This is a genomic window from Bradyrhizobium sp. USDA 4474 (assembly GCF_054057515.1).
The window spans coordinates 3616603-3638413 of the sequence record NZ_JBSRZJ010000002.1 but is presented as its reverse complement, the minus strand read 5'-3'; the positions used below and the strand labels follow the sequence as shown (position 1 = coordinate 3638413).

15 protein-coding genes and 1 pseudogene are annotated in these 21811 nt (G+C 64.4%); 13 read left to right on the top strand and 3 right to left on the bottom strand.

Features of this window, described 5'->3' with window-relative positions; all coding sequences use genetic code 11:
* Positions 1-27: 27 nt before the first annotated feature.
* Positions 28-1629 (bottom strand): alpha-amylase family glycosyl hydrolase, encoded by a 1602-nt coding sequence (locus tag ACVW16_RS19065; RefSeq protein WP_456736653.1) that lies wholly within the window; start codon positions 1627-1629, stop codon positions 28-30.
* A gap of 172 nt (positions 1630-1801) precedes the next feature.
* On the opposite strand from ACVW16_RS19065, the gene ACVW16_RS19060 reads away from it, so the two are divergent.
* The gene (locus ACVW16_RS19060) at positions 1802-2473 is read left to right on the top strand and encodes an MBL fold metallo-hydrolase (protein WP_456736654.1); all 672 of its coding nucleotides are present in this window, start codon (positions 1802-1804) and stop codon (positions 2471-2473) included.
* Between the two features lie 12 nt (positions 2474-2485).
* Here ACVW16_RS19060 and ACVW16_RS19055 read toward each other — a convergent pair whose 3' ends face one another.
* Entirely contained in the window at positions 2486-3649 is a 1164-nt protein-coding gene (locus ACVW16_RS19055) for an extracellular catalytic domain type 1 short-chain-length polyhydroxyalkanoate depolymerase (RefSeq protein ID WP_456736655.1), read from the bottom strand.
* A gap of 141 nt (positions 3650-3790) precedes the next feature.
* A pseudogene (locus ACVW16_RS19050) lies at positions 3791-5204 on the bottom strand (MFS transporter).
* A 179-nt stretch (positions 5205-5383) separates the two neighbouring features.
* Between ACVW16_RS19050 and ACVW16_RS19045 the strand changes: the two are divergent.
* The 12 genes from ACVW16_RS19045 to ACVW16_RS18990 all read left to right on the top strand — a co-directional run bounded on the left by ACVW16_RS19045 (position 5384) and on the right by ACVW16_RS18990 (position 21712).
* The gene (locus ACVW16_RS19045; RefSeq protein WP_456736657.1) at positions 5384-6619 is read left to right on the top strand and encodes an LLM class flavin-dependent oxidoreductase; all 1236 of its coding nucleotides are present in this window, start codon (positions 5384-5386) and stop codon (positions 6617-6619) included.
* Positions 6620-6697: 78 nt separating this feature from the next.
* Entirely contained in the window at positions 6698-8074 is a 1377-nt protein-coding gene (locus tag ACVW16_RS19040; RefSeq protein WP_456736658.1) for a cytochrome P450, read from the top strand.
* Between the two features lie 111 nt (positions 8075-8185).
* Positions 8186-9151, top strand: a complete 966-nt coding sequence (locus ACVW16_RS19035; protein WP_456736659.1) for a sensor histidine kinase — start codon at positions 8186-8188, stop codon at positions 9149-9151.
* Positions 9152-9425: 274 nt separating this feature from the next.
* Positions 9426-11162 carry a putative bifunctional diguanylate cyclase/phosphodiesterase gene (locus ACVW16_RS19030; RefSeq protein ID WP_456736660.1) on the top strand — a complete coding sequence of 579 codons (1737 nt, stop codon included), beginning with the start codon at positions 9426-9428 and terminating at the stop codon, positions 11160-11162.
* Between the two features lie 256 nt (positions 11163-11418).
* Positions 11419-12861, top strand: coding sequence for a sigma-54 interaction domain-containing protein (locus ACVW16_RS19025; protein WP_456736661.1), 1443 nt, complete (start codon positions 11419-11421; stop codon positions 12859-12861).
* A gap of 388 nt (positions 12862-13249) precedes the next feature.
* On the top strand, positions 13250-14554 hold the full coding sequence (locus ACVW16_RS19020; RefSeq protein WP_456736662.1) for an MFS transporter: 1305 nt from the start codon (positions 13250-13252) through the stop codon (positions 14552-14554).
* A 79-nt stretch (positions 14555-14633) separates the two neighbouring features.
* Positions 14634-16682, top strand: a complete 2049-nt coding sequence (locus ACVW16_RS19015) for an acyl CoA:acetate/3-ketoacid CoA transferase (protein WP_456738996.1) — start codon at positions 14634-14636, stop codon at positions 16680-16682.
* 104 nt (positions 16683-16786) lie between these two features.
* Complete coding sequence (locus ACVW16_RS19010; protein ID WP_456736664.1) at positions 16787-17971, top strand: substrate-binding domain-containing protein; 1185 nt, start codon at positions 16787-16789, stop codon at positions 17969-17971.
* Between the two features lie 156 nt (positions 17972-18127).
* Entirely contained in the window at positions 18128-18904 is a 777-nt protein-coding gene (locus ACVW16_RS19005) for an ABC transporter ATP-binding protein (RefSeq protein ID WP_456736665.1), read from the top strand.
* Positions 18901-19623: an ABC transporter ATP-binding protein gene (locus tag ACVW16_RS19000; RefSeq protein WP_456736666.1), complete on the top strand. Its 723-nt coding sequence runs from the start codon at positions 18901-18903 to the stop codon at positions 19621-19623. The genes ACVW16_RS19005 and ACVW16_RS19000 overlap by 4 nt, the downstream gene beginning before the upstream one ends.
* Positions 19620-20630 carry a branched-chain amino acid ABC transporter permease gene (locus ACVW16_RS18995; RefSeq protein ID WP_456736667.1) on the top strand — a complete coding sequence of 337 codons (1011 nt, stop codon included), beginning with the start codon at positions 19620-19622 and terminating at the stop codon, positions 20628-20630. Before ACVW16_RS19000 ends, ACVW16_RS18995 begins: the two co-directional genes overlap by 4 nt.
* The gene (locus ACVW16_RS18990; RefSeq protein ID WP_456700673.1) at positions 20627-21712 is read left to right on the top strand and encodes a branched-chain amino acid ABC transporter permease; all 1086 of its coding nucleotides are present in this window, start codon (positions 20627-20629) and stop codon (positions 21710-21712) included. Before ACVW16_RS18995 ends, ACVW16_RS18990 begins: the two co-directional genes overlap by 4 nt.
* Positions 21713-21811: the final 99 nt, after the last annotated feature.

Sequence of the window (21811 nt, the reverse complement as noted above, 5' to 3'; positions counted from 1 at the left end):
AATGACGCTGGCACCGTACTCCCTCGTTCAGCTTGGCGGCACCACCACCACGCCCTCATTGCCCCGCAAATCCAGCACGCCTTCCAGCCGCTCGCCCTCACGATCGAGGAACGTCGAGAGCAAAATCTCGCTGCCGAGGCTGATGGCGCTGGTAGTGACTGCGATCGGCTCGGGGCCGAGATTGAGCACGACAATGAGCGCCCTGCCCTCGGCTTCGCGGCGATAGATCAACAGATCGCCTTGCGCGGCGATCGGATAATAGCTGCCGGCGACCAGCGGCGCCGAGCTCTTGCGCAGCGCGATCAGCCGCTTGTAGAGACTGAGGATCGAGCGCGTATCGGCCTCGAGATTGACGACGTTCTCGTGAACATGATCCTCCGGCAGCGGCAGCCACGGCTTCACGTCCGAGAAGCCGGCGAACTGCGACGCATCCCACTGCATCGGCGTGCGGCAGCCATCGCGGCCGACGCCGATGCCGGGCACGTTCTTCTCGAAGGGGTCGCGAACATCCTCCGGAGCGATCGCGAGCTGATGCATGCCGATCTCGTCGCCGTAATAAAGCGTCGGCGTGCCGCGCAGGGTCAGCAGCAGCATGGCGGCGATGCGGGCCTGCTCGGGCCCGACACGGCTGGCGACGCGCGGGCGATCGTGGTTGCCGAGCACCCAGTTCGGCCAGGCGCCTTTGGGCAGCGCCTTCTCATACTCCTCGATGATCTTCTCGATCGAACGCGCGCTCCAGAAGGTCGAGAGCAGTGCGAAATTGAACGGCATCTGCGCGCCGGTGAGATCGTTGCCGTAATAGGCCATCAGGCGGTGCAGCGGCAGATAAATCTCGCCGATCAGCACGCGCGCGGCATAGGCATCCGTGACGCGCCGCATCTCGGCGATGACATCGTGCACCTCCGGCTGGTCGGTGGAATATTGCGTGAGAATCTTTTCGTTCGGCGGCCGGCCCTCGACATATCGCGGGTTCGGCGGATTATCGCGGAATTCCGCGTCCTTGATCAGATGCCAGATCACATCGACGCGAAAGCCGTCGACGCCCTTCTCCAGCCAGAACCGCATCACGTCGTAAATCGCGGCGCGAACTCGCGGGTTGCGCCAGTTCAGGTCGGGCTGCTGGGCGAGGAAGGCGTGGTAATAATATTGGCCCGTCGCCTCATCGAACTGCCACGCGCTGCCGCCGAACTCGGACAGCCAGTTGTTCGGCACGCCGCCACCGGGCGCCGGATCGCGCCAGATGTACCAGTCGCGTTTGGGATTATCGCGCGAGCCGCGGCTCTCGACGAACCAGGGGTGCCGGTCGGAGGTGTGGTTCGGCACGAGGTCGAGGATCAGCTTCAGACCATTGTCATGCGCGGCTGCGAGCAGCGCATCGAAATCCGCCATGGTGCCGAACAGCGGCTCGATGCCGGTATAGTCGGAAATGTCGTAGCCGAAATCGGCCATCGGCGACGGAAAGATCGGCGACAGCCAGATCGCGTCGACGCCGAGCGATTTCACGTAAGGCAATCGACGCAGGATGCCGGCGAGATCGCCGACGCCGTCGCCATCACTGTCCTGAAACGAGCGCGGATAGATCTGATAAAAGATGCCATCGCGCCACCAGATATCGCTGCCCTGTGCCATGCCGGAAAGACCATCCAAATCTGCGTCTCGCGCGGGAGAACGCGGCAGCAACGCCCCGGTTCAAACTGGCAAGCGAATTGGGACGGCCGTGTGACCTTCCCGGCTTCTGTTCCGAATGGTCCCCCACCACTATTTTGCTTGGCGGCGCAGCAAAAATCGGCATTGTGCGGCCATGACCGAGCAAAATGACACCCGACAGGCCAAGGCCGGCGCAATCATCGTCCCCGTGACGCTGTTCGAGCAGAACTGCACCATCATCTGGGACGAACCCGGCAAGAAGGCCGTGGTCATCGATCCCGGCGGCGACGTGCCGAAGATCCTCGAGGCGATCAAGCAGACCGGCGTCAGCGTGGAGAAGATCTGGCTGACCCACGGCCATATCGACCATGTCGGCGGCGCGGCGGAATTGCGCGATGCGCTGAAGGTGCCGATCGAAGGCCCGCATGCCGCGGACAAGTTTCTGCTGGATAACGTGGTCGAGAGCGGCGCGCGCTTCGGCATGACCGGCGTGCGCAATTTCGCGCCGGACCGCTGGCTCAGCGAAGGCGACAGCGTGTCGATCGGCGGCCTGACATTCGATGTTTTGCATTGCCCGGGCCATTCGCCGGGCAGCGTGGTGTTCTTCAACAAGGCTCTGCGCTTTGCCCATGTCGGCGACGTGCTGTTCGCCGGCTCGGTCGGACGTACCGATCTGCCCGGCGGCAATCACGCCACGTTGATCAACTCGATCAAGACCAAGCTGCTGCCGCTCGGCGACGATGTCGGCTTCATCTGCGGCCACGGCGCCGGCTCGAACATCGGCCAGGAGCGGATGACCAATCCGTTCATCACCGGCGAGATGTGAGCAACCGGCGCGCTACTTCATCAAGCCCGCGGCCGTGAGCGCGCGCGTGATGATCTGGCCGAGATCGAAGCCGCGCCCCTGGTCGCGCGTCGCCTCGGCCTTCTCTTCGGCGACTTTCACACGGATGGTGCGGGCGAGATGCGGGGCGGCCGAGCGTGCGGGCGCAGGCATTGCGTCCGCCTTCTTCGCGTCCTGAATCCAACCGGTGAGACCGAAGAACTTTGCGATGTGATAGGATGAGGAGATGCCGGCCTCGATCAGGAACGCACCTTCGACGCCGTAGCGCTGGTCGTTGTCGGCAAGCCCAAGCGGCGTGCCGTGGGCCATGCCGGTGATGGCGTAGGACTCGACCAGCGTCTCGCCGTCCTTGTTCCACCAGGACTGGCGCGGATAGCCGTCGACATTGGTCTCGGCCATCGGCGTGATCGGCAGGTCGTGCAAGTCGAGCCATTGCTTGACGATCTCGTTGGCATTGCCGGGATTGACGGTGCGATCGGCGCTGCCATGCCACACCGAGATCTTCGGCCAGGGCCCGCGATGGTTGGAGGCCCGCCGCACCAAGTCGCCGAGCTCTCGCTCGGGTCGCTCAGGCGAATGGAACATGCCGTCGAGCGCCTCGCGCAGATTCGAGGCGATACCATACGGCAATCCAGCGATGACCGCGCCGGCGGCGAATAGTTCCGGGTAGGTCGCAAGCATCACCGAGGTCATGCCGCCGCCGGCGGAGAGGCCGGTGATGAAGATGCGCCGGGGATCGATGCGCTGCGTCGCGACCATATGCGCGATCATCTCGCGGATCGAACGCGCCTCGCCGCTGTCGCGTGCGGTGTCCTCGGGATTGAACCAGTTGAAGCAGGTGTTGCCGTTGTTGATACGCTGCTGCTCGGGCATCACAAGCGCAAAGCCATAGTGACGCGCGAGCGTCGACCAGCCCGCACCGAGATCGTAAGACGCCGCCGTCTGGCCGCAGCCATGCAGCACGACGACGAGCGCGTGCGGCTTCTGCAATTGCGCCGGCACGAACGCGAACATGCGCAGGTCGCCTGGATTGTCGCCGAAGCCGGTCACTTCTTCCAGCGGGCTGGAGCTGCCGGCGCCTGCGCCGAAATCAGGCAGGCGCAGACCGTCCAACCTCGGCAGACGTCTCAAGAAGTCGACATTGCGGGCAAGCGACACGGCAAATTCCTGGTGGGCAGCTTTCAACGTTTACCCAGACCAGATAGTTGCTGCGGTGCAAAATGAAAAGCCCGTGTGCTGTCGCTCAATCCGGAAACGCGCCGAATCCCGCAGGAATCCGCAGGTATTAACCTTAGCGCCTCAACTTCGTGCACATGCGCGGCGCATCCACGTCAGGAATGCGGCTGACGTCATGATTAACGCGGCAAATAGAATGAGCGAGACGAGGAAAGCTGCACGCGCTGATTGCAGCGCTTCGATCGCGAAGAACACCGCGCCGATTGCGGCCACTCCGGCCGCATTTCCGATCTGCGCAATGGTGCCGTACAGACCGGACGCCGAGCCTGCCGCGACAGGCTTGACGGTCGAGAGCACCGCGCCTGACAGCGGCGCCATCACGAGGCCCTGACCGTAGCCGAAGATGATCATGATGAGCGCGAGCAGGACCGGGGCCGGAGCATTGATGGAGCCCGCAACAAGCGCAAGCGCGGCGAGGCCTGCGATCTGCAACGCGCAGCCTTCGATCAGGACCTTGGTGCCGCGATGCTTCGACCGCGCGCCGCTGTGGCGCGAGGCCACGACGAAAGCGAGCGCGAGCGGAATGAATGCGAGGCCCGCGGCAAGCGGCGCAATCTTCAGGCCACGCTGCATGAAGAGCGTCATCACCAGATAGAACGACAGATTGGCGACGAAGAAGAAGAACGCGGCGCCCAGGCCGCGCAGGAAAGGGGCATCCGCCAGCAGCGTCAGATCGATCAGCGGCATGCCGCCGGCGCGGGCAACCGCGTGCTCAAGCTTGATGAAGACAAACAGGATCCCGCCGCCGATCGCCATCACCGCCCACAGCCACCACGCCCAGCCGACATCGTGGCCGAACAGCAGCGGCCCGATCAGGCACAGCAATCCTGCGAACAGCACCACGCTGCCGCGGATGTCGAGCCTTGTACCAGCGCGGCGCGGCACCGACGGCATGATCCACCAGGAGGCCGCGGCGATGACGACGCCACAGGGCACGTTGACGAAAAACACCGAGCACCAGCCGGTATGCGCAAGATCGATCGTGACCAGCAGGCCGCCGAGCAGGAAGCCGGCGGCGCCGGCGAGCCCGAGCGCGATGCCGTAGATGCCGAAGGCGCGGCTGCGCGACTCGTCGGTGAACAAGAGATGCAGCGTCGCCAGCACCTGCGGCACCATCAGCGCCGCGGTCGCGCCCTGCGCCAGCCGGGCGATGATCAGCTCCGTGCCTGAAAGCGCCAGCCCGCACCACAACGAGGTCGCGGCCGAAACCGAGCACACCAGCGAGAAACACGCTCTTCGTGCCATGGATATCGCCGAGGCGACCGCCGGTGACGACCAGCGTCGCATAGGCGATCAGATAGATCGCGATGACCGATTCGATCTGCGCCGGCGTGGCACGAAGATCCACGGCGATGGTCGGGATCGCGACGTTGACGACGAAGGCGTCGACGCCGAACATGAATTGCGCGGCGACGACGATCGCCAGCACCCACCAACGGCGGGTCGTATCGACGGGCTTCGTGACGGTCTGATGCATTTCGCGCGGCCCCGGTATGATGGCCGCCCGATCATTCCAGACCGCGCACGGTGTCGCGATTACCTCTGAGGTAGGACATGCCCGCATTCCGCTGCGCGGGACATCGCGCGATTGCGTTCGCGTGCGCCACCAACTAGCCTTTGCCTCAACAAACAGAAAAGACAGCCGGAGACAACGCCATGGCGCGCCTGAAATTTGGAGCTTTCCTCGCCCCGCATCACCCGATCGGGGAACATCCGATGCTCCAGTTCCGGCGCGATCTCGACCTGGTCGAGCAATTGGATGCGCTCGGCTATGACGAGTTCTGGTGCGGCGAGCATCATTCCTCCGGCTGGGAGATGATCGCCTCGCCGGAGATGTTTCTGGCTGCGGCGGGCGAGCGCACCAAGCGGATCAAGCTCGGCACCGGCGTGGTGTCGCTGCCCTATCATCATCCCTTCAACGTGGCGCAGCGCATGGTGCAACTCGACCACATGACCGGCGGCCGCGCCATTTTCGGCTCCGGCCCGGGGGCGCTCGCGTCGGACGCGCACACGCTCGGCATCGACCCGATGACGCAGCGCGACCGCCAGGACGAGGCGATCGGCGTGATCCGCCGCCTGTTCAACGGCGAACGCGTCACCGCCAGGAGCGACTGGTTCACGATGAACGACGCGGCGCTCCAGATCCTGCCGTTGCAGGAAGACATGCCGTTCGTGGTGGCCTCGCAGATCTCGCCGTCAGGCATGACCCTGGCGGGCAAATACGGCATCGGCATCATCTCGCTGGGCTCGACGACGACGCAGGGGCTGATGTCGTTGCAACAGCAATGGCAATTCGCCGAGGACTCCGCCAGGAAGCACGGTACCACGGTCAGCCGAGCCGACTGGCGCGTGCTGCTCGCTTTCCATATCGCCGAGAGCCGCGAACAGGCGCGCAAGGAGGCCGGCGCCGGCCTCATGCGCTGGCACAATGAATATAACGTCGGCACGCTGCAACGGCCGGGCCTCACCGCATTCTCCTCGCCCGACGAGGCCGTGGACAAGACCGCCTTCGTCGAGGACGCCGCGTCCACCATCGGCACGCCCGACGATCTCGTCAAAACCATCAAGCACGTGATGGAGGTGTCGGGCGGTGTCGGTGCCATCATCGGCTTCGTGCACGACTGGGCCAATCCCGAAGCCACCCGCCGGAGCTGGGATATGGTCGCCCGGTACGTCGTGCCGGAGATCAACGGCTATATCGACGGCTTGCGCAGATCGCAAAAATTCGTGATCGAGAATCGTGCCATCTTCGAGCGTGCGGGGCAGGCCGTGATGGCCAAGATCATGCAGAACGAAAAGGCCGCCGAGGCACTCAAAGTGACCGGCCCCGGCCGCGTCGCCATTCCCGCCGTCAATGCGCCGGATCTGCAGACGGAAGCGGCGAAGCGATAGGCCGGTTTCCGCCGTGTGTACTCCGCGCAAGGCGACCCGAATTGTGCTATGTAGGCACGGCCAACGGGAGCAATCGTCATGTCCATGCAGAATGTGGCCGCACCTGCGCTCGCCTACACGGCGCCCAAACGCAACGAGCTGACACACATTCCCGGCGACGAGGGCTGGCCCATCATCGGCAAGACCTTCCAGGTGCTCGCCGATCCCAAGGGACACGTCGAGGCGAACGGCGCCAAATACGGGCCTGTCTACCGCACTCATATCTTCGGCGAGACCAATGTCGTGCTGCTTGGCCCGGAGGCCAACGAGCTCGTGCTGTTCGACCAGCAGAAGTTGTTCTCGTCGACCCATGGCTGGAACAAGGTGCTCGGCCTGCTGTTTCCGCGCGGGTTGATGCTGCTCGACTTCGACGAGCACCGGCTGCACCGCAAGGCGCTCTCGGTCGCGTTCAAGTCAGGACCGATGAAGTCCTATCTGAGCGACCTTGATCGCGGCATCTCCGCGCGCGTCGCGCAGTGGAAGGCCAAGCCTGGCGAGATGCAGCTCTATCCCGCGATGAAGCAGCTCACGCTCGATCTCGCGGCTGCGTCTTTCCTCGGCGCCGACATCGGACCCGAGGTCGACGAGATCAACCGCGCCTTCGTCGACATGGTGGCCGCCGCCGTCGCGCCGGTCCGCAGGCCCCTGCCGGGCACGCAGATGGCAGCCGGCGTGCGGGGGCGCAAGCGCATCGTCGCCTATTTCCGCGAGCAGATTCCACTGCGCCGTGGCAACCATGGTGGCGACGATCTGTTCTCGCATCTGTGCCGCGCCACCCACGAGGATGGCGCATTATTGTCCGAGCAGGACATCATCGACCATATGAGCTTCCTGATGATGGCGGCGCACGACACGCTGACCTCGTCGCTGACGTCCTTCATCGGCGAGCTCGCCGCCAATCCGCAGTGGCAGACCAGGCTGCGCGACGAGGTTGTTGCGCTTGGGCTTGCCCCGGACGCGCCGACCAGCTTCGACGATTTCGACAAAATGCCGCTGTCGGAGATGGCCTTCAGGGAGGCGCTGCGGATCAAGCCGCCGGTGCCCTCGATGCCGCGCCGCGCGATGCGCGATTTCACCTTCAAGGGATTTACGATTCCCGGCGGCACCGCGGTCGGCATCAACCCGCTCTACACGCATCATATGAGGGACATCTGGCCGGAGCCTGACAGGTTCGATCCCTTGCGCTTCACCGAGGAGGCCCAGCGCAACCGTCACCGCTTCGCCTGGGTGCCGTTCGGCGGCGGCGCGCATATGTGCCTCGGCCTGCACTTCGCCTATATGCAGGCGAAATGTTTTGCCCGGCACGTCCTGCAGAACATCGAGGTGTCGCTCGAGCCTGGCTACAAGCCGGACTGGCAGATGTGGCCTATCCCGAAGCCGCGGGACGGGCTCAAAGTGCGGGTGAAGGCGGTTTAACGCTCGGCTCTCGTGTCCCGGGCGCGCCGCAGCTCGTAGCGCTGCTGCTGGCTCCAGTTGCGCCGGCCAGCGATCACAATTTTGGCACCTTCGGCAACGAAGACTTCCGCCATGGGGAAGCTGATCGAGGAATTCCGCAGGGGCTGGCAGGGCGCAGCGCCGCCATCGCTCGGCCTGAGCATCACCTTTGCGGTGGCGTGCCTGCTGCTCGCGACCCTGGCGCGCTGGGGCCTCGCGCATGTGCGCCCCGACGTCTTCTTCTCACCGTACTTTCCGGCCGTGTTCTTTGCTGCCGCCTTCGGCGGCCTGCGGATCGGTGTCGTGACGGCGCTGGTCGGCGGCGTGCTCGGCGTCGTCGTGAATTTCGGCGATGCCTATGCCGATCGCGCGCGCTTCGCGCTGCTGACACTCTATTGGGGCGTGTCCGCGCTGACGATCTGGGGCGTCGAGCACTATCGCACCATCCTGGCCGAGCAGCGCCGGATCTCCAGACGCCTGATCGAGGAGGAAGATTATCGCAAGGTGCTGGTCGAGGAGTTGCAGCACCGGTTGAAAAACAAGCTGTCGACCGTGCATGCCGTGCTGCACCAGGTGCTGCACGATGAGCCTCAGGTCTGGGCCCGGATCGACCCGCGGCTCCGCTCGCTGGCGGCAACCGACGACCTGATCTCACAAGTCGACAAGGCCGGCTGCGACATCCGCGACCTCCTGATCTCGGAGCTCGGCCCTTACGGCCATGTCCGCTTCACCCTCAATGGCGAGCGGCTGTTCCTGCCGCCGAAGCTTGCGGTGACGCTGTCATTGATGTTTCACGAACTCGCCACCAATGCCGGCAAATACGGCGCGTTCTCCTCGCCGCGCGGATTGTTGCAGGTATCGTGGACGGTCAGCGACGATCGCCTCACCATCACCTGGGATGAAACCGAAGGACCGACCATCGGTGAGATCTCGGCGCCCGGCTTCGGCACCAAGCTCCTGAAATCGGCGCTCTCGGCCTTCGACGGCAAGACCGAGGTTTCCTATTTGAAGACCGGACTGCATTGCATCATGCAGTGCCGCATTCCCCGGAATGGGTGACGGTGGTTCACCTCTCCTCGGTGGGGGAAAGGTTGTCGACAAGCCATCTCGCGACTGGTTGCCAGAAACGAAACAGGTCCGCGCAGTCCGCGCACGCTTGCGCATGCGCTGTTGACCTTCTGTTAATGACGATCGGCGGGGCGCCTGGGATCATCGCAGGTTTCTCGCAAAACACCCCCGTATTTCTGCGGACCCCTTAACCAAAGCTAAGAGGGAACTGCGCATGATCGCGCCCATTGCGGACGCGCGCTGAACAACAAGATTCATGGCTTCTATGAACGACAATGCATATAGCGGCGCGAATGAAGCCGAACTCGGATTTCTCAAGGAAATCGTTAGAATGCTGCCTGCCGGCCTGACCGTGCAGGACGCGCAGGGCAAGCTTCTCCTGATCAACGATGTCGCCGCCGCCCAGCTCGGCATGGACGGCAGCCGCCCGTCGCCGGATCTCACACGACGCCGCGAAGCCTGCGAGCGCGCGTTCAAGGCGGGACAGCCTGTCGTCTCCGAGGAAGCGCTCCAGGACGGCGCCGCGCGTCAGGTGCTGCTGACCACCCATCGGCCGGTCCAGCTCGCCGGCCGCGAGCTCCTGATCTCGGCCTCTGCCGATATCACCGAGCAGAAGAATTTCGAGGACCAGCTGTTCCGCTCGGCCTATTTCGACGAGCTGACCGGCCTGCCCTCGCGACGCGTCATCGAGCATCGCGCCTCGAGCCTGCTCTCCCGCGGTCGCGGCGATGACCGTTTTGCCCTCGCCTTTCTCGACGTCGACAATTTCAAGCACATCAACGACTATTACGGCCATGCCGTCGGCGACGCGCTGCTGGTCGAGCTGTCGAAGCGTCTCGGGCGCGACCTGCGCGAGTCCGACATGCTGTCGCGCATCTCCGGCGACGAATTCCTGTTGCTGCTCTCCCCGATCCAGAGCCAGGAGGAAGTCGCCGAATTCATGCAATCGACGCTGGAGCGGCTGACCGCACCGTTCTTCATAGGCAATTCGGAAGTGTTCGCCTCGACCTCCGTCGGCGTCAGCCTCTTTCCCGACCATGGAAGCAGCTTCGAGACGCTGCGCCAGAACGCCGACATCGCGATGTACCGCATCAAGAACAATGGCAAGGGATCCGCGGCCTTCTTCGATTCCAGCATGGAGCGCGAGGCGCTCGCGCGGATGAAGATCGAGCAGTCGCTGCGGCAGGCCATCCTCGAGAAGCGTTTCTGCTGCGCCTTTCAGTCCAAGGTCGACATCCGTACCCAGAAAGTAAAGGGTATCGAGGCGCTGGTACGCCTGCGCGACGACGAGGGCGTGATCCAGGCACCGGGTTCGTTCATCAACCTGGCGGTCGAGCTCGGGCTGATCGACGAGCTGACCCATCTCGTGCTGGCTGAGATCGTCAAGTCGATCGACCTGATCAACGACACCTTTGGCGCGGACGCGACCATCAGCATCAATGTCGCCGCCAAGCAGGCCGGCAATCCCGAATTCATGCACGATTTTGCGCGGGCGCTGGAGAACACCGGCTTTCCACAGAGATTCATGATCGAGGTGACGGAAGACGCCTTCGTCGCCAAGAATCATTTCCAGGACGAGATCCTGCCGATATTCCGCAAGCTCGGCGTCGGCATCTCCATCGACGATTTCGGCACCGGCTATTCGTCGTTGTCGGCGCTCGCCGACATCACTGCCGACGAGATCAAGATCGATCGCTCCTTCATCACCGACATCCATAAGCGGCCGCGCAGCCAGGGCATTTTGCGCGCGATCGAATCCCTGAGCGAGGCGCTTGGCATGACCGTGATCGCCGAAGGCCTGGAATCCTACGAGGAGCTCGCCTATCTCCAGGCAGCGACCAAGATCCGCTACGCGCAGGGCTATTATTTCGCTCGCCCGATCTTCCTCGAAGAGCTGAAGCTCGCCACCCCCGCCTCCAGCGAATCCCGCGCCAGCGTGTCCGCCCGCCCGATGCAGCAGAACCGACAGGGCTATTCGCGGGCGAGCGGGTATCGGCGGTAGGGGCGCGGCGGCGCGGCACCCACCGCTGTCATCCCGGGGCGCGCAAAGCGCGAACCCGGGATCCATCACCACAGGCAGCAGTTGCGGTGCGAGATGCCCAATCCGAGTCGTCGTCAAACGACTCCCCGTGGGTATGGGTCCCGGGTTCGCTTCGCGCCCCGGAACGACAGCATTCTCTGATCTCGCTCACCTGCCATTTCCCCTTTGAAATCACAGCCCTTTTGGTAATACACAGGCGGACCTCCCGAGGCACGTCATGGCCCACATCTCCCCCGACGTCAGCGATCCCGCCTATGTCCGCGCGCGGGCGATGGTGACGCTGTTCGAGCGGCTGGAGCATCTGTGCGAGGGCGCGATCGCCATCGATCGCGGCGGACGCGTGATCTATGTCAACGAGAAGTACCTCGCTTCGCTCGGGCTCAAGCACACCTCCGAGGCGATGGGGCGGCCGATCGAGGAGGTCATTCCGAACAGCATGATGCGGAAGGTCGTCGAAACCGGCGAGCCGATCCTGCTCGACATCATGGAGCTCGGCGGCGAGCAGCTGGTCGTGACGCGCATGCCGATCGAGGACGAGAGGCGCAACGTCATCGGAGCGATCGGCTTCGTGCTGTATGACCGTCTCGAAAGCCTCAAGCCATTGCTTGCGCGCGTCGCCCGGCTCGAGAGCGATTTGCGGCTGGCGCGGCGGCAATTGTCCAACGCCCGCGCCGCGCGCTTCACCTTCGCCGACTTCGTCGGCAGGACCCCTGGAATCGCGCAGGCCAAGGAGCTCGCAGGCCGCGCCGCCCGGCAAAACGTCACCGTCCTGCTCACCGGCGAGACCGGGACGGGCAAGGAGATGCTGGCGCAGGCCATTCACAATGCCTCCTCCCGCGCCGAGAAGCCGTTCGTCAGTGTCAACGTCGCCGCGATCCCCGACACGCTCATCGAATCGGAATTTTTCGGCACCGCGCCGGGCGCCTATACCGGCGCCGATCGCAAGGGGCGCGAAGGGAAATTCCGGATTGCCGACGGCGGAACCCTGTTTCTCGACGAGATCGGCGAGATGCCGTTGCAATTGCAGGCCAAGCTGCTGCGTGTTCTGCAGGAGCGCGAGATCGAGCCGCTCGGATCGGACAAGATCTCGAAGGTTGATGTACGCGTGGTCGCCGCCACCAATGTCGATCTACGCAAGCGCGTCAGCGACGGCACCTTTCGGCCCGACCTCTATTACCGCCTCAACGTGCTCTCGATCGACCTGCCGCCCCTGCGCGACTGCCTTGACGATCTCCCCGATATCAGCGCCCGGCTGCTCGAGGATATCAGCGCCTCCGGTAATCATGTCAGCGCCAAGATCACTCCGAGCGCGCTGTCCGTGCTTGCCCGCTACGATTGGCCCGGCAATGTCCGCGAGCTTCGCAACGTTCTGGAACGCGCTCTGATCCTGAGCGATTCCGGGCGGCTGAGCGGTGACGATTTCGCCCGTATCCTCCCCGTCGGCACGGATGCGAGGCCGGCTGCGACCGCGCGGGCCGCCGGCCTCGTGCTGCCCTATGCCGAGGCGGAGGCGGAGTTCGAGAAGCAAACGCTCGAGCAGGCGCTTGCCGCCAGTAACGGTCAGATCTCCGAAGCCGCCAAGCTGCTCCAGATCTCGCGCGCGACCTTCTACAAGAAGCTCGCCAAGTTGGGCCTCGCCTCGGGGCCCGCGTCCGTCTGAGTTTCAACAGGAAGTGGTCATGCCCGGGCTTGTCCCGGGCATCCACGTTCTTTGTGCGGCGTGGCAAGACGAGGATGGCCGGGACATAGGCGAGCGGAAGCGACGCCGTCCTTCAGACCGCTAAGCCCGGCCATGACGATGTTGCGGATTCAATGCCCCAAGCTCCCGCCCCATATGCGATCCCCCTGGTCTGAGTTTCGAGACGGAGACTGTCCGGAGTCTCAGACTCCGGACATGCTGTTCAGCGCTCGTTCCTGGCGCGAGAGCAGGAATTGCCGGGATTTCAGCCAGTTTGCTCAACGGTGTCGCATCTGGCGCGGCCCTTGCTTTTCGCTTTGCACAATGACGCATGACGCACATGCGCATTCGCAAACAGGGAGGACGCCAGATGAGTGGAGCGATCACCGTCAATGAACTCGGGGCCAAGCAGCCGTCGCATGTCACGGTCGCAACTGCGAGCCTGATCGGCACGGCCATCGAGTGGTACGACTTCTTTCTCTACGGCACCGCGGCGGCGCTGATCTTCAACAAGCTGTTCTTTCCGACCTTCGATCCCATGATCGGCACGCTGCTGGCGTTCGCGACCTACGCGCTCGGCTTCATCGCACGCCCGCTCGGCGGGGTCGTGTTCGGCCACTACGGCGACAAGATCGGCCGCAAGACCATGCTGTATCTCACGCTGCTGATCATGGGCGCGGCGACGGCGGCGATCGGATTCCTGCCGACCTACGATACCGCCGGCATCTGGGCCGCGGTCCTGCTCGTGACCTGCCGCCTGGTCCAGGGTTTTGGCCTCGGCGGCGAATGGGGCGGCGCCGTGCTGATGGCGGTCGAGCACGCCCCCGAGGACAAGAAGGGCTTCTACGGCAGCTGGCCGCAGCTGGGGGCTCCACTCGGCCTCGTGCTCGGCACGCTGGTGTTCACGGTGGTGTCCTCGACACTGAGCGACGCGCAGCTCTTCGCCTGGGGTTGGCGCATCCCGTTCCTGGTCTCGATCGCGCTGGTGCTGGTCGGCCTCTGGATCCGCTTCACCATCGCGGAATCGCCGGAGTTCCAGAAGGTCAAGGACACCAAGCAGGAGGTGAAGATGCCGATCCTCGAGGCTCTCAGGATGTATCCCAAGAACATCCTGCTCGCGATGGGCGCCCGCTTTGCCGAGAACGGCTTCTTCTACATCTACGCGACGTTCGTGCTCGCCTTTGCGACGCAATCGCTCGGCATGAACAAGCAGGACATGCTGAACGGCGTCCTGATCGCGGCTGCGATCGAGACCTTCACGATCCCGGCTTTCGGCGCGCTGTCCGACAAGGTCGGGCGGCGGCCGATCTATATTTTCGGCGCGGTGTTCTCCGCACTGATGTCGTTCCCGTTGTTCATGCTGCTGTCGACCAGGAACCCGCAACTCGCCTGGATCGCAATCGTGCTCGGCCTCGCCATCGGGCATGCCGCGATGTATGGCCCCCAGGCGAGCTTCCTGTCGGAGCTGTTCGGCACCAAGGTGCGCTATAGCGGCGTCTCGCTCGGCTACAACCTCGCCTCGATCTTCGCCGGCGCGCTGTCGCCGCTGATCGCGACGGGCCTGATGACGGCCTACGCGCCGGCGACCTGGCCGATCTCGCTCTATATGATCGCGCTCGCGATCATCACTGTAGTCTCGGTCTATTTCGCCACCGAAACCCGCAAGGTCGGCTAGTTTCGAACGAGCCGATCGCAAATGATGGAGCGGCCGCCGCAAGGCCGCTCCTGATGAGACCAACATGGGAGGACACGCCGTGAGCCAGCACCCAGCCTTGGCTTACCTGCCCAATTCCGAAAAGGGCAAGATCGTCACGGCCGCCGAGGCCGTGATGCTGATCCGCGACGGCGACACGGTCGCCACCGGCGGCTTCGTCGGCATCGGCTTTGCCGAGGAGATCGCGGTGGCGCTGGAGGAGCTCTATCTCTCCAACGAGGGCGATGCGCCCTACACGCAGGGCAAGCCGCGCAATCTGACGCTGGTCTACGCCGCGGGCCAGGGCGACGGCAAGCATCGCGGCCTCAACCATTTCGCCCATGAAGGCCTGGTCCGCCGGGTGATCGGCGGGCATTGGGGCCTTGCCCCGAAGCTGCAGCAGCTCGCGATCGCCAACCAGATCGAGGCCTACAATCTGCCGCAGGGCGTGATCACGCACCTGTTCCGCGACATCGCGGCCCACCGGCCCGGTCATATCACCCGCGTCGGCATCGGCACCTTCGTCGACCCCAGGCATGGCGGCGGCAAGCTGAATGCGCGCACCACCGAGGACATGGTGGAACTGATGACGCTGCGCGGGGAGGAATGTCTGCTCTATCGGACCTTCCCGATCAATGTCGGGATCATCCGCGCCACCACAGGCGATCCCGATGGTAACCTCACCATGGAGAAGGAAGCGCTGACGCTGGAAGCGCTGGCAATCGCCATGGCCGCGCACAATTCCGGCGGCATCGTCATCGCCCAGGTCGAGCGTGTCGCGGAGAGCGGCAGCCTCAATCCGCGTCAGGTCAAGATTCCCGGCGTGCTGGTCGACTGCGTCGTCGTGGCCAAGCCCGAGCATCACTGGCAGACCTTTGGCACGCAGTATAATCCGGCTTATTCCAGCGAGATCCGAGTGCGCGCGGCATCGCTGCCTGACATGCCGCTGAGCGAGCGCAAGATCATCGCGCGCCGCGCGGCCTTCGAGCTGAAGGCCAATAGCGTCGTCAATCTCGGCATCGGCATGCCCGAAGGGATCGCCTCCGTCGCCAACGAAGAGCGCATCATCGACCTGATCACGCTGACCGCGGAGCCCGGCGTGATCGGCGGCATTCCCGCGAGCGGCATCGATTTCGGCGCGGCGATCAATACCCAGGCCGTGATCGACCAGCCCTATCAGTTCGATTTCTATGACGGCGGCGGGCTGGATGCGGCCTTCCTCGGGCTCGCCCAGGTCGATCGCACCGGCAATCTCAATGTCAGCAAGTTCGGGCCGAAGCTGGCGGGCGCCGGCGGTTTCATCAACATCAGCCAGAATGCCAAGGAGGTCGTGTTCGTCGGCACCTTTGCCGCCGGCAGGCAGCGCATCGCCGTCAACGACGGGCAGCTCACCATTATCGAAGAGGCGAAGTCGCGCAAATTCGTCGATCACGTCGAGCACGTGACCTTCAGCGGCCCGTTTGCTGCCGCGCGCGGGCAGCGCGTGCTCTACGTCACCGAGCGCTGCGTCTTCACGCTGCGGCCCGACGGGCTCGAGCTCACCGAAGTCGCGCCCGGCATCGACATCGGGCGCGACATCCTGCGCCTGATGGATTTCACGCCGCTGATCCCGCGCGAACCGGGCCTGATGGATGCGCGCATCTTCCGCGACGGCCCCATGGACCTGCGCGAACGGTTGCTGACCATCCCGCTCGACCAGCGCTTCACGCTCGATGCGGACCAGAACCTGTTCTTCATCAACCTCGAGCGCTATCCCTTGCGCAGCAACGCCGAGATCGACGAGATCGGGCGGATTGTCGCGGCGAGGCTCGGCCCGCTCGGCCGCAAGGTTTACGCCATCGTCAATTATGACAACTTTTCCATTCTGCCGGAGCTGCTGGACGACTATTCAGCCATGGTGCGCAGCCTGGTCGACCGGTTCTATTCCGGCGTGTCGCGCTACACGACCTCGGGCTTCCTCCGCATCAAGCTTGGCGAGGCGCTCGAACGGCGTGGCGTCGCGCCGCATATTTTCGAAAGCGCTGAAGAGGCGCAGTCGAATTGGCGCCAGATCCAAGGCGCCGCCTCCGCTACCGACGCGCAACACGCGCCGTGGCTGGCTCAAAAATGATGCGGCCGCCGCATGCACAACATCGGCCGGAAGGTCGAATTGCAATGTTCGTCAGGCTGTGCAAATCGCTATTGCCCAGAAAATCCGAGACAGGAGGGACCATCGTGCGCCGATCACTCATCATAACAACAACCCTTATCGCCGCCGCCGCGGTTACCTCGGCGCGCGCCGACGACCTCAAGATCGGGCTGATCTACGGCAAGACCGGTCCGCTCGAGGCCTACGCCAAGCAGACCGAAACCGGCCTGCAGATGGGCTTCGAATACGCCACCAAGGGCACCATGACGATCGACGGTCGCAAGATCGTCATCATCACCAAGGACGACCAGGGCAAGCCGGACCTTGCGAAGACGGCGCTCGCCGAAGCCTATCAGGATGACAAGGTCGATATCGCGGTTGGCACGACCTCATCGGCCGCGGCGCTGGCGATGCTTCCGGTCGCGGAAGAGAACAAGAAGATCCTGGTCGTAGAGCCTGCGGTCGCGGACCAGATTACCGGCGATAAGTGGAATCGCTACATCTTCCGCACAGCGCGCAATTCCTCGCAGGACGCGATCTCGAACGCCGTCGCGATCGGCAAGCAGGGCGTCACCGTAGCGACGCTGGCGCAGGACTACGCCTTCGGCCGCGACGGCGTCGCCGCCTTCAAGGAGGCGCTGGCCAAGACCGGCGCGACACTCGCCGCCGAGGAATATGCCCCGGCCAACACCACAGACTTCACCGCGGTCGGCCAGCGTCTGTTTGATGAGTTGAAGGACAAGCCGGGCCGCAAGGTGATCTGGGTGATCTGGGCCGGCGCCGGCAATCCGCTGGCGAAACTCCAGGACATGGACCCGAAGCGCTACGGCATCGAGCTCTCCACCGGCGGCAACATCCTGCCGGCGCTCGCGGCCTATAAGAGCCTGCCGGGCATGGAGGGCGCGACGTATTACTACTACGACATCCCGAAGAACCCGGTGAACGACTGGCTCGTCGCCGAGCACCAGAAGCGCTTCAACGCCCCGCCTGATTTCTTCACCGCGGGCGGCTTTGCGGCTGCGATGTCCATCGTCACTGCGGTCAGCAAGGCCAAATCGACCGACACCGAGAAGCTGATTTCGACGATGGAAGGCATGGAGTTCGACACGCCGAAGGGCAAGATGGTGTTCCGCAAAGAGGACCATCAGGCGCTGCAGAGCATGTATCACTTCAAGGTCAAGGTCGATCCGAACGTTGCCTGGGCCATCCTCGAGCCGGTCCGCGAGCTGAAGATCGAGGACATGGACGTTCCGATCCGCAACAAGCGGTGAGCTGTCCACCTCTCCCATAGGCAGAGGTCGGCGCGAAGCGCCGGGTGAGGGATACCGCCCTCTCGTGGGACCTGAGCCCCCTCACCCGATTTTGCTGCGCAAACCGACCTCTCCCCGTTGGGAGAGGTGTCACAACCAGCGACGAATTTGGCTTCAATGACGCTCTCCCTCGAAACCCGCGACCTCACCATCCGCTTCGGCGGGCATGTCGCGGTCAACAACGTCAGCTGTACGTTCCGTCCGGGCGAGCTCACGGCTATCGTCGGGCCGAACGGCGCGGGCAAGACAACCTATTTCAACTTGATCTCGGGCCAACTGCGCGCCTCCGCTGGCCACATCCTGTTCGATGGCACCGACATCACGCAGCACTCCGCGCCGCTGCGGACCCGTGCGGGTCTCGGGCGTGCGTTCCAGCTGACAAATCTGTTTCCGAACCTGACCGTCGAGGAGAACGTGCGTCTCGCGGTGCAGGCTGCAAGCGGCACCCACTACGACATGCTGCGGCCCTGGATGGTCCGCCGCGATCTGATCGCGCGCGCCGATGCCATCCTCGACCAGGTCGCGCTCGGCAATCGCCGCGGTGTGGCCGCGACGGCCTTGTCGCATGGCGACCAGCGCAAGCTCGAGGTCGCGCTGATGATCGCGCTGGAGCCCAAAGCCTTCATGTTCGACGAGCCGACCGCGGGCATGAGCATCGACGAGGTGCCCGTCGTCCTGAACCTGATCGCGCAGCTCAAGCAGGACAAGAGCAAGATCATCCTGCTGGTCGAGCACAAGATGGACGTGGTGCGCTCGCTCGCCGACCGCATCATCGTGCTGCATAACGGGCAGCTTGTGGCCGACGGGCCGCCGGCGGACGTCATCGCTTCGTTGATCGTGCAGGAAGCGTATCTCGGCGTTGCTCCCAAGAGTTCTGCAGAGGGTGCGGCATGAGGGACCTCCTGAAACTCGCCGGCGTGCACACCCATATCGGCCGCTACCACATTCTCCAGGGCCTCGACTTCGCGGTGCCCGAGGGGCAGGTCACGATGCTGCTTGGCCGCAACGGCGCCGGCAAAACCACGACGCTCCGCACCATCATGGGCCTGTGGCAGGCCTCCTCGGGCGAGATCACGATGAGCGGTGAGCGCATCGAGAGCCGCGCCACGCCCGACATCGCACGGCTCGGCGTCGGCTACGTGCCCGAGAGCATGGCGGTGTTCTCCGATCTGACCGTCAAGGAAAACCTCGTCCTCGCCGCCCGCGACGCAGAGATGGATGACAAGCAGCTGGAGTGGATCTTCGGCTTCTTCCCGGCGCTGCGCCGGTTCTGGCTGTCGCGGGCCGGAAGCCTCTCGGGCGGACAGAAGCAGATGCTGTCGATCGCACGCGCGATCATAGAGCCGCGCAAGCTGCTGCTGATCGACGAACCGACCAAGGGGCTGGCGCCCGCCATCGTCATGGCGCTGATCGAGTGCCTGAAGGAGATCAAGCGCAACGGCGCGACCATTCTCCTCGTCGAACAGAATTTCTTTGCCGCCCGCGAGCTCGGCGACGGCGTGCTGGTCATGGACAACGGCACCATCGTCCATCGCGGCGAGATGGCGGCGCTCGCCGCTGACGTGCAGCTGCAGGAGCGGCTGCTCGGCCTGAGCCTGGAGGCACATCAATGAATGAACTCACGGCATCAGATCCGCTGCCGAAACCGAAGCGCGACATCGCGCCGATCCTGCTGCCGGTCGCGCTCGCGCTCCTCATCATCCCGCTGGTCGGCTCGCCCTCGACCTGGCTGACGCTGACCGCCGCAAGCCTCGCGATGGGCATGATGATCTTCATCATGGCCTCAGGGCTGACGCTGGTGTTCGGCCTGATGGACGTGCTGAACTTCGGTCACGGCGCCTTCATCGCGGTCGGCGCCTATGTTGCGACGCTGGTGTTCGCGCCGTTCGTGGCCTCGGTGCAGGCGGATTCGCTGTGGGTGAACCTGGCGGTGCTGGCGCCGGCGGCGCTGCTGTCGATGGCGGTGTCAGGCGCGCTCGGCCTGGTCGTCGAGCGCGTGCTGATCCTGCCGGTCTACGGCCAGCATCTGAAGCAGATCCTGATGACCACGGGCGGGCTGATTGTCGCCGAGCAGACGCTCTATGCGCTGTGGGGGCCGCAGATCATCCCGATGCCGCTGCCGGCGTCGCTGCGCGGCTCTTTCATCCTGGGCGACGTCGCGATCGCAAAGTACCGCGTGCTGGCGATGCTGATCGGGCTCGCGGTCTTCCTCGCGATCCAGCTGGTGCTCAATCGCACCAAGCTCGGGCTTCTGATCCGCGCCGGCGTCGAGAACCGCGAGATGGTCGAGGCGCTCGGCTATCGCATCCGGCGGCTGTTCCTCGGCGTGTTCATGACCGGCTCGGCGCTCGCCGGCCTCGGCGGCGTGATGTGGGCGCTCTATCGCGAGCAGGTCCATGCCTCCATGAGCGACGAGCTGACGGTCCTGATCTTCGTCGTCGTCATCATCGGCGGCCTCGGCTCGATCGGCGGCTGCTTCATCGGCGCGATCCTGGTGGCGATGGTCGCCAACTATGGCGGCTTCCTGGTGCCGAAACTCGCCCTCGTCTCGAACATTCTGCTGATGGTCGGCATCCTGATGTGGCGCCCGCGCGGCCTCTATGCGGTGACCAGCCGATGATGATCCTGTCGGGCGATCCGCCGCGCAGCCGCGTTCTTACACTCGTTCTCGTCGTCATCATCCTGGCGCTGGCTGCGACGCCGTTCCTGTTTCCGGGGGCCAAGGCACTGAACGTCGCGGCCAAGATCTGCGTGTTCGCAGCGCTTGTGGCCTCTTACGACCTGCTGCTCGGTTACACCGGCACGGTCTCGTTCGCCCATACCATGTTCTACGGCATCGGCAGTTACGCGATCGCGATCGCGCTGTACGGCATGGGCCCGAGCTGGGCCGCCGTCGCAACCGGGATCGTCGTCGGCCTGCCGCTGGCCGCGCTGCTTGCGCTGGCCATCGGCCTGTTCTCGCTGCGGGTGGCCGCGATCTTTTTTGCCATGATCACGCTCGCGGTCGCCTCCGCCTTTCAGGTGCTGGCCTCGCAGCTGTCCTGGCTCACCGGCGGCGAGGACGGGCGCAGCTTCCAGCTGCCCGAGCTGCTGCGCCCCGGCACGGTGCTGATCCCCAAAAGCGCCTTCGGCTTCGAGATCAACGGCCGCATCCTGACCTTCTATCTGGTGTTCGCCGTCTCGGCCTTGATGATCCTTGCGCTGTTGCGTGTGGTGAACTCGCCGTTCGGTCGGGTGCTGCAGGCGATCCGCGAGAACCGCTTTCGAGCCGAGGCCCTCGGCTTCCGCACGGTGTTCCACCTGACCTACGCAAACTGTCTCGCGGCCCTGGTCGCCGCCAGCGCCGGCATCCTGAATGCGCTGTGGCTGCGCTATGCCGGTCCGGACACCTCACTCAGCTTCTCCATCATGCTGGACATCCTGCTGATGGTGGTGATCGGCGGCATGGGCACGATCTACGGCGCGATCATCGGCGCCACCATCTTCATCCTCGCCCAGAACTACCTGCAGTCGCTGATGGGCGCCGCCTCGAAAGCGGCGTCCGAAGCCGGCCTGCCGCTGCTGCCGGGGCTGCTGCACCCGGACCGCTGGCTGCTCTGGCTCGGGCTGCTGTTCATCGCCAGCGTCTATTTCTTCCCCACCGGCGTGGTCGGACGGCTGCGCCGCGGCGGCAGCGCCAAGCAGCCGGCCGCTTCCCATTAAGCGTCGATTCACGATGCAATGCAGCGATGGTCCGGATAATCGCGCAATCACCAGGCGATTGCCGCCTGGCTTGGTTCCGAGGCGACAACCGGATTAATC

What these genes read in the sequence shown, in the direction of transcription:
- ACVW16_RS19065 (WP_456736653.1), bottom strand. Translation starts at nt 1,629, where the DNA reads ATGGCACAGGGCAGCGATATCTGGTGGCGCGATGGCATCTTTTATCAG.
- ACVW16_RS19060 (WP_456736654.1), top strand. Translation starts at nt 1,802, where the DNA reads ATGACCGAGCAAAATGACACCCGACAGGCCAAGGCCGGCGCAATCATC.
- ACVW16_RS19045 (WP_456736657.1), top strand. Translation starts at nt 5,384, where the DNA reads ATGGCGCGCCTGAAATTTGGAGCTTTCCTCGCCCCGCATCACCCGATC.
- ACVW16_RS19040 (WP_456736658.1), top strand. Translation starts at nt 6,698, where the DNA reads ATGTCCATGCAGAATGTGGCCGCACCTGCGCTCGCCTACACGGCGCCC.
- ACVW16_RS19035 (WP_456736659.1), top strand. Translation starts at nt 8,186, where the DNA reads ATGGGGAAGCTGATCGAGGAATTCCGCAGGGGCTGGCAGGGCGCAGCG.
- ACVW16_RS19030 (WP_456736660.1), top strand. Translation starts at nt 9,426, where the DNA reads ATGAACGACAATGCATATAGCGGCGCGAATGAAGCCGAACTCGGATTT.
- ACVW16_RS19025 (WP_456736661.1), top strand. Translation starts at nt 11,419, where the DNA reads ATGGCCCACATCTCCCCCGACGTCAGCGATCCCGCCTATGTCCGCGCG.
- ACVW16_RS19020 (WP_456736662.1), top strand. Translation starts at nt 13,250, where the DNA reads ATGAGTGGAGCGATCACCGTCAATGAACTCGGGGCCAAGCAGCCGTCG.
- ACVW16_RS19005 (WP_456736665.1), top strand. Translation starts at nt 18,128, where the DNA reads ATGACGCTCTCCCTCGAAACCCGCGACCTCACCATCCGCTTCGGCGGG.
- ACVW16_RS19000 (WP_456736666.1), top strand. Translation starts at nt 18,901, where the DNA reads ATGAGGGACCTCCTGAAACTCGCCGGCGTGCACACCCATATCGGCCGC.
- ACVW16_RS18995 (WP_456736667.1), top strand. Translation starts at nt 19,620, where the DNA reads ATGAATGAACTCACGGCATCAGATCCGCTGCCGAAACCGAAGCGCGAC.
- ACVW16_RS18990 (WP_456700673.1), top strand. Translation starts at nt 20,627, where the DNA reads ATGATGATCCTGTCGGGCGATCCGCCGCGCAGCCGCGTTCTTACACTC.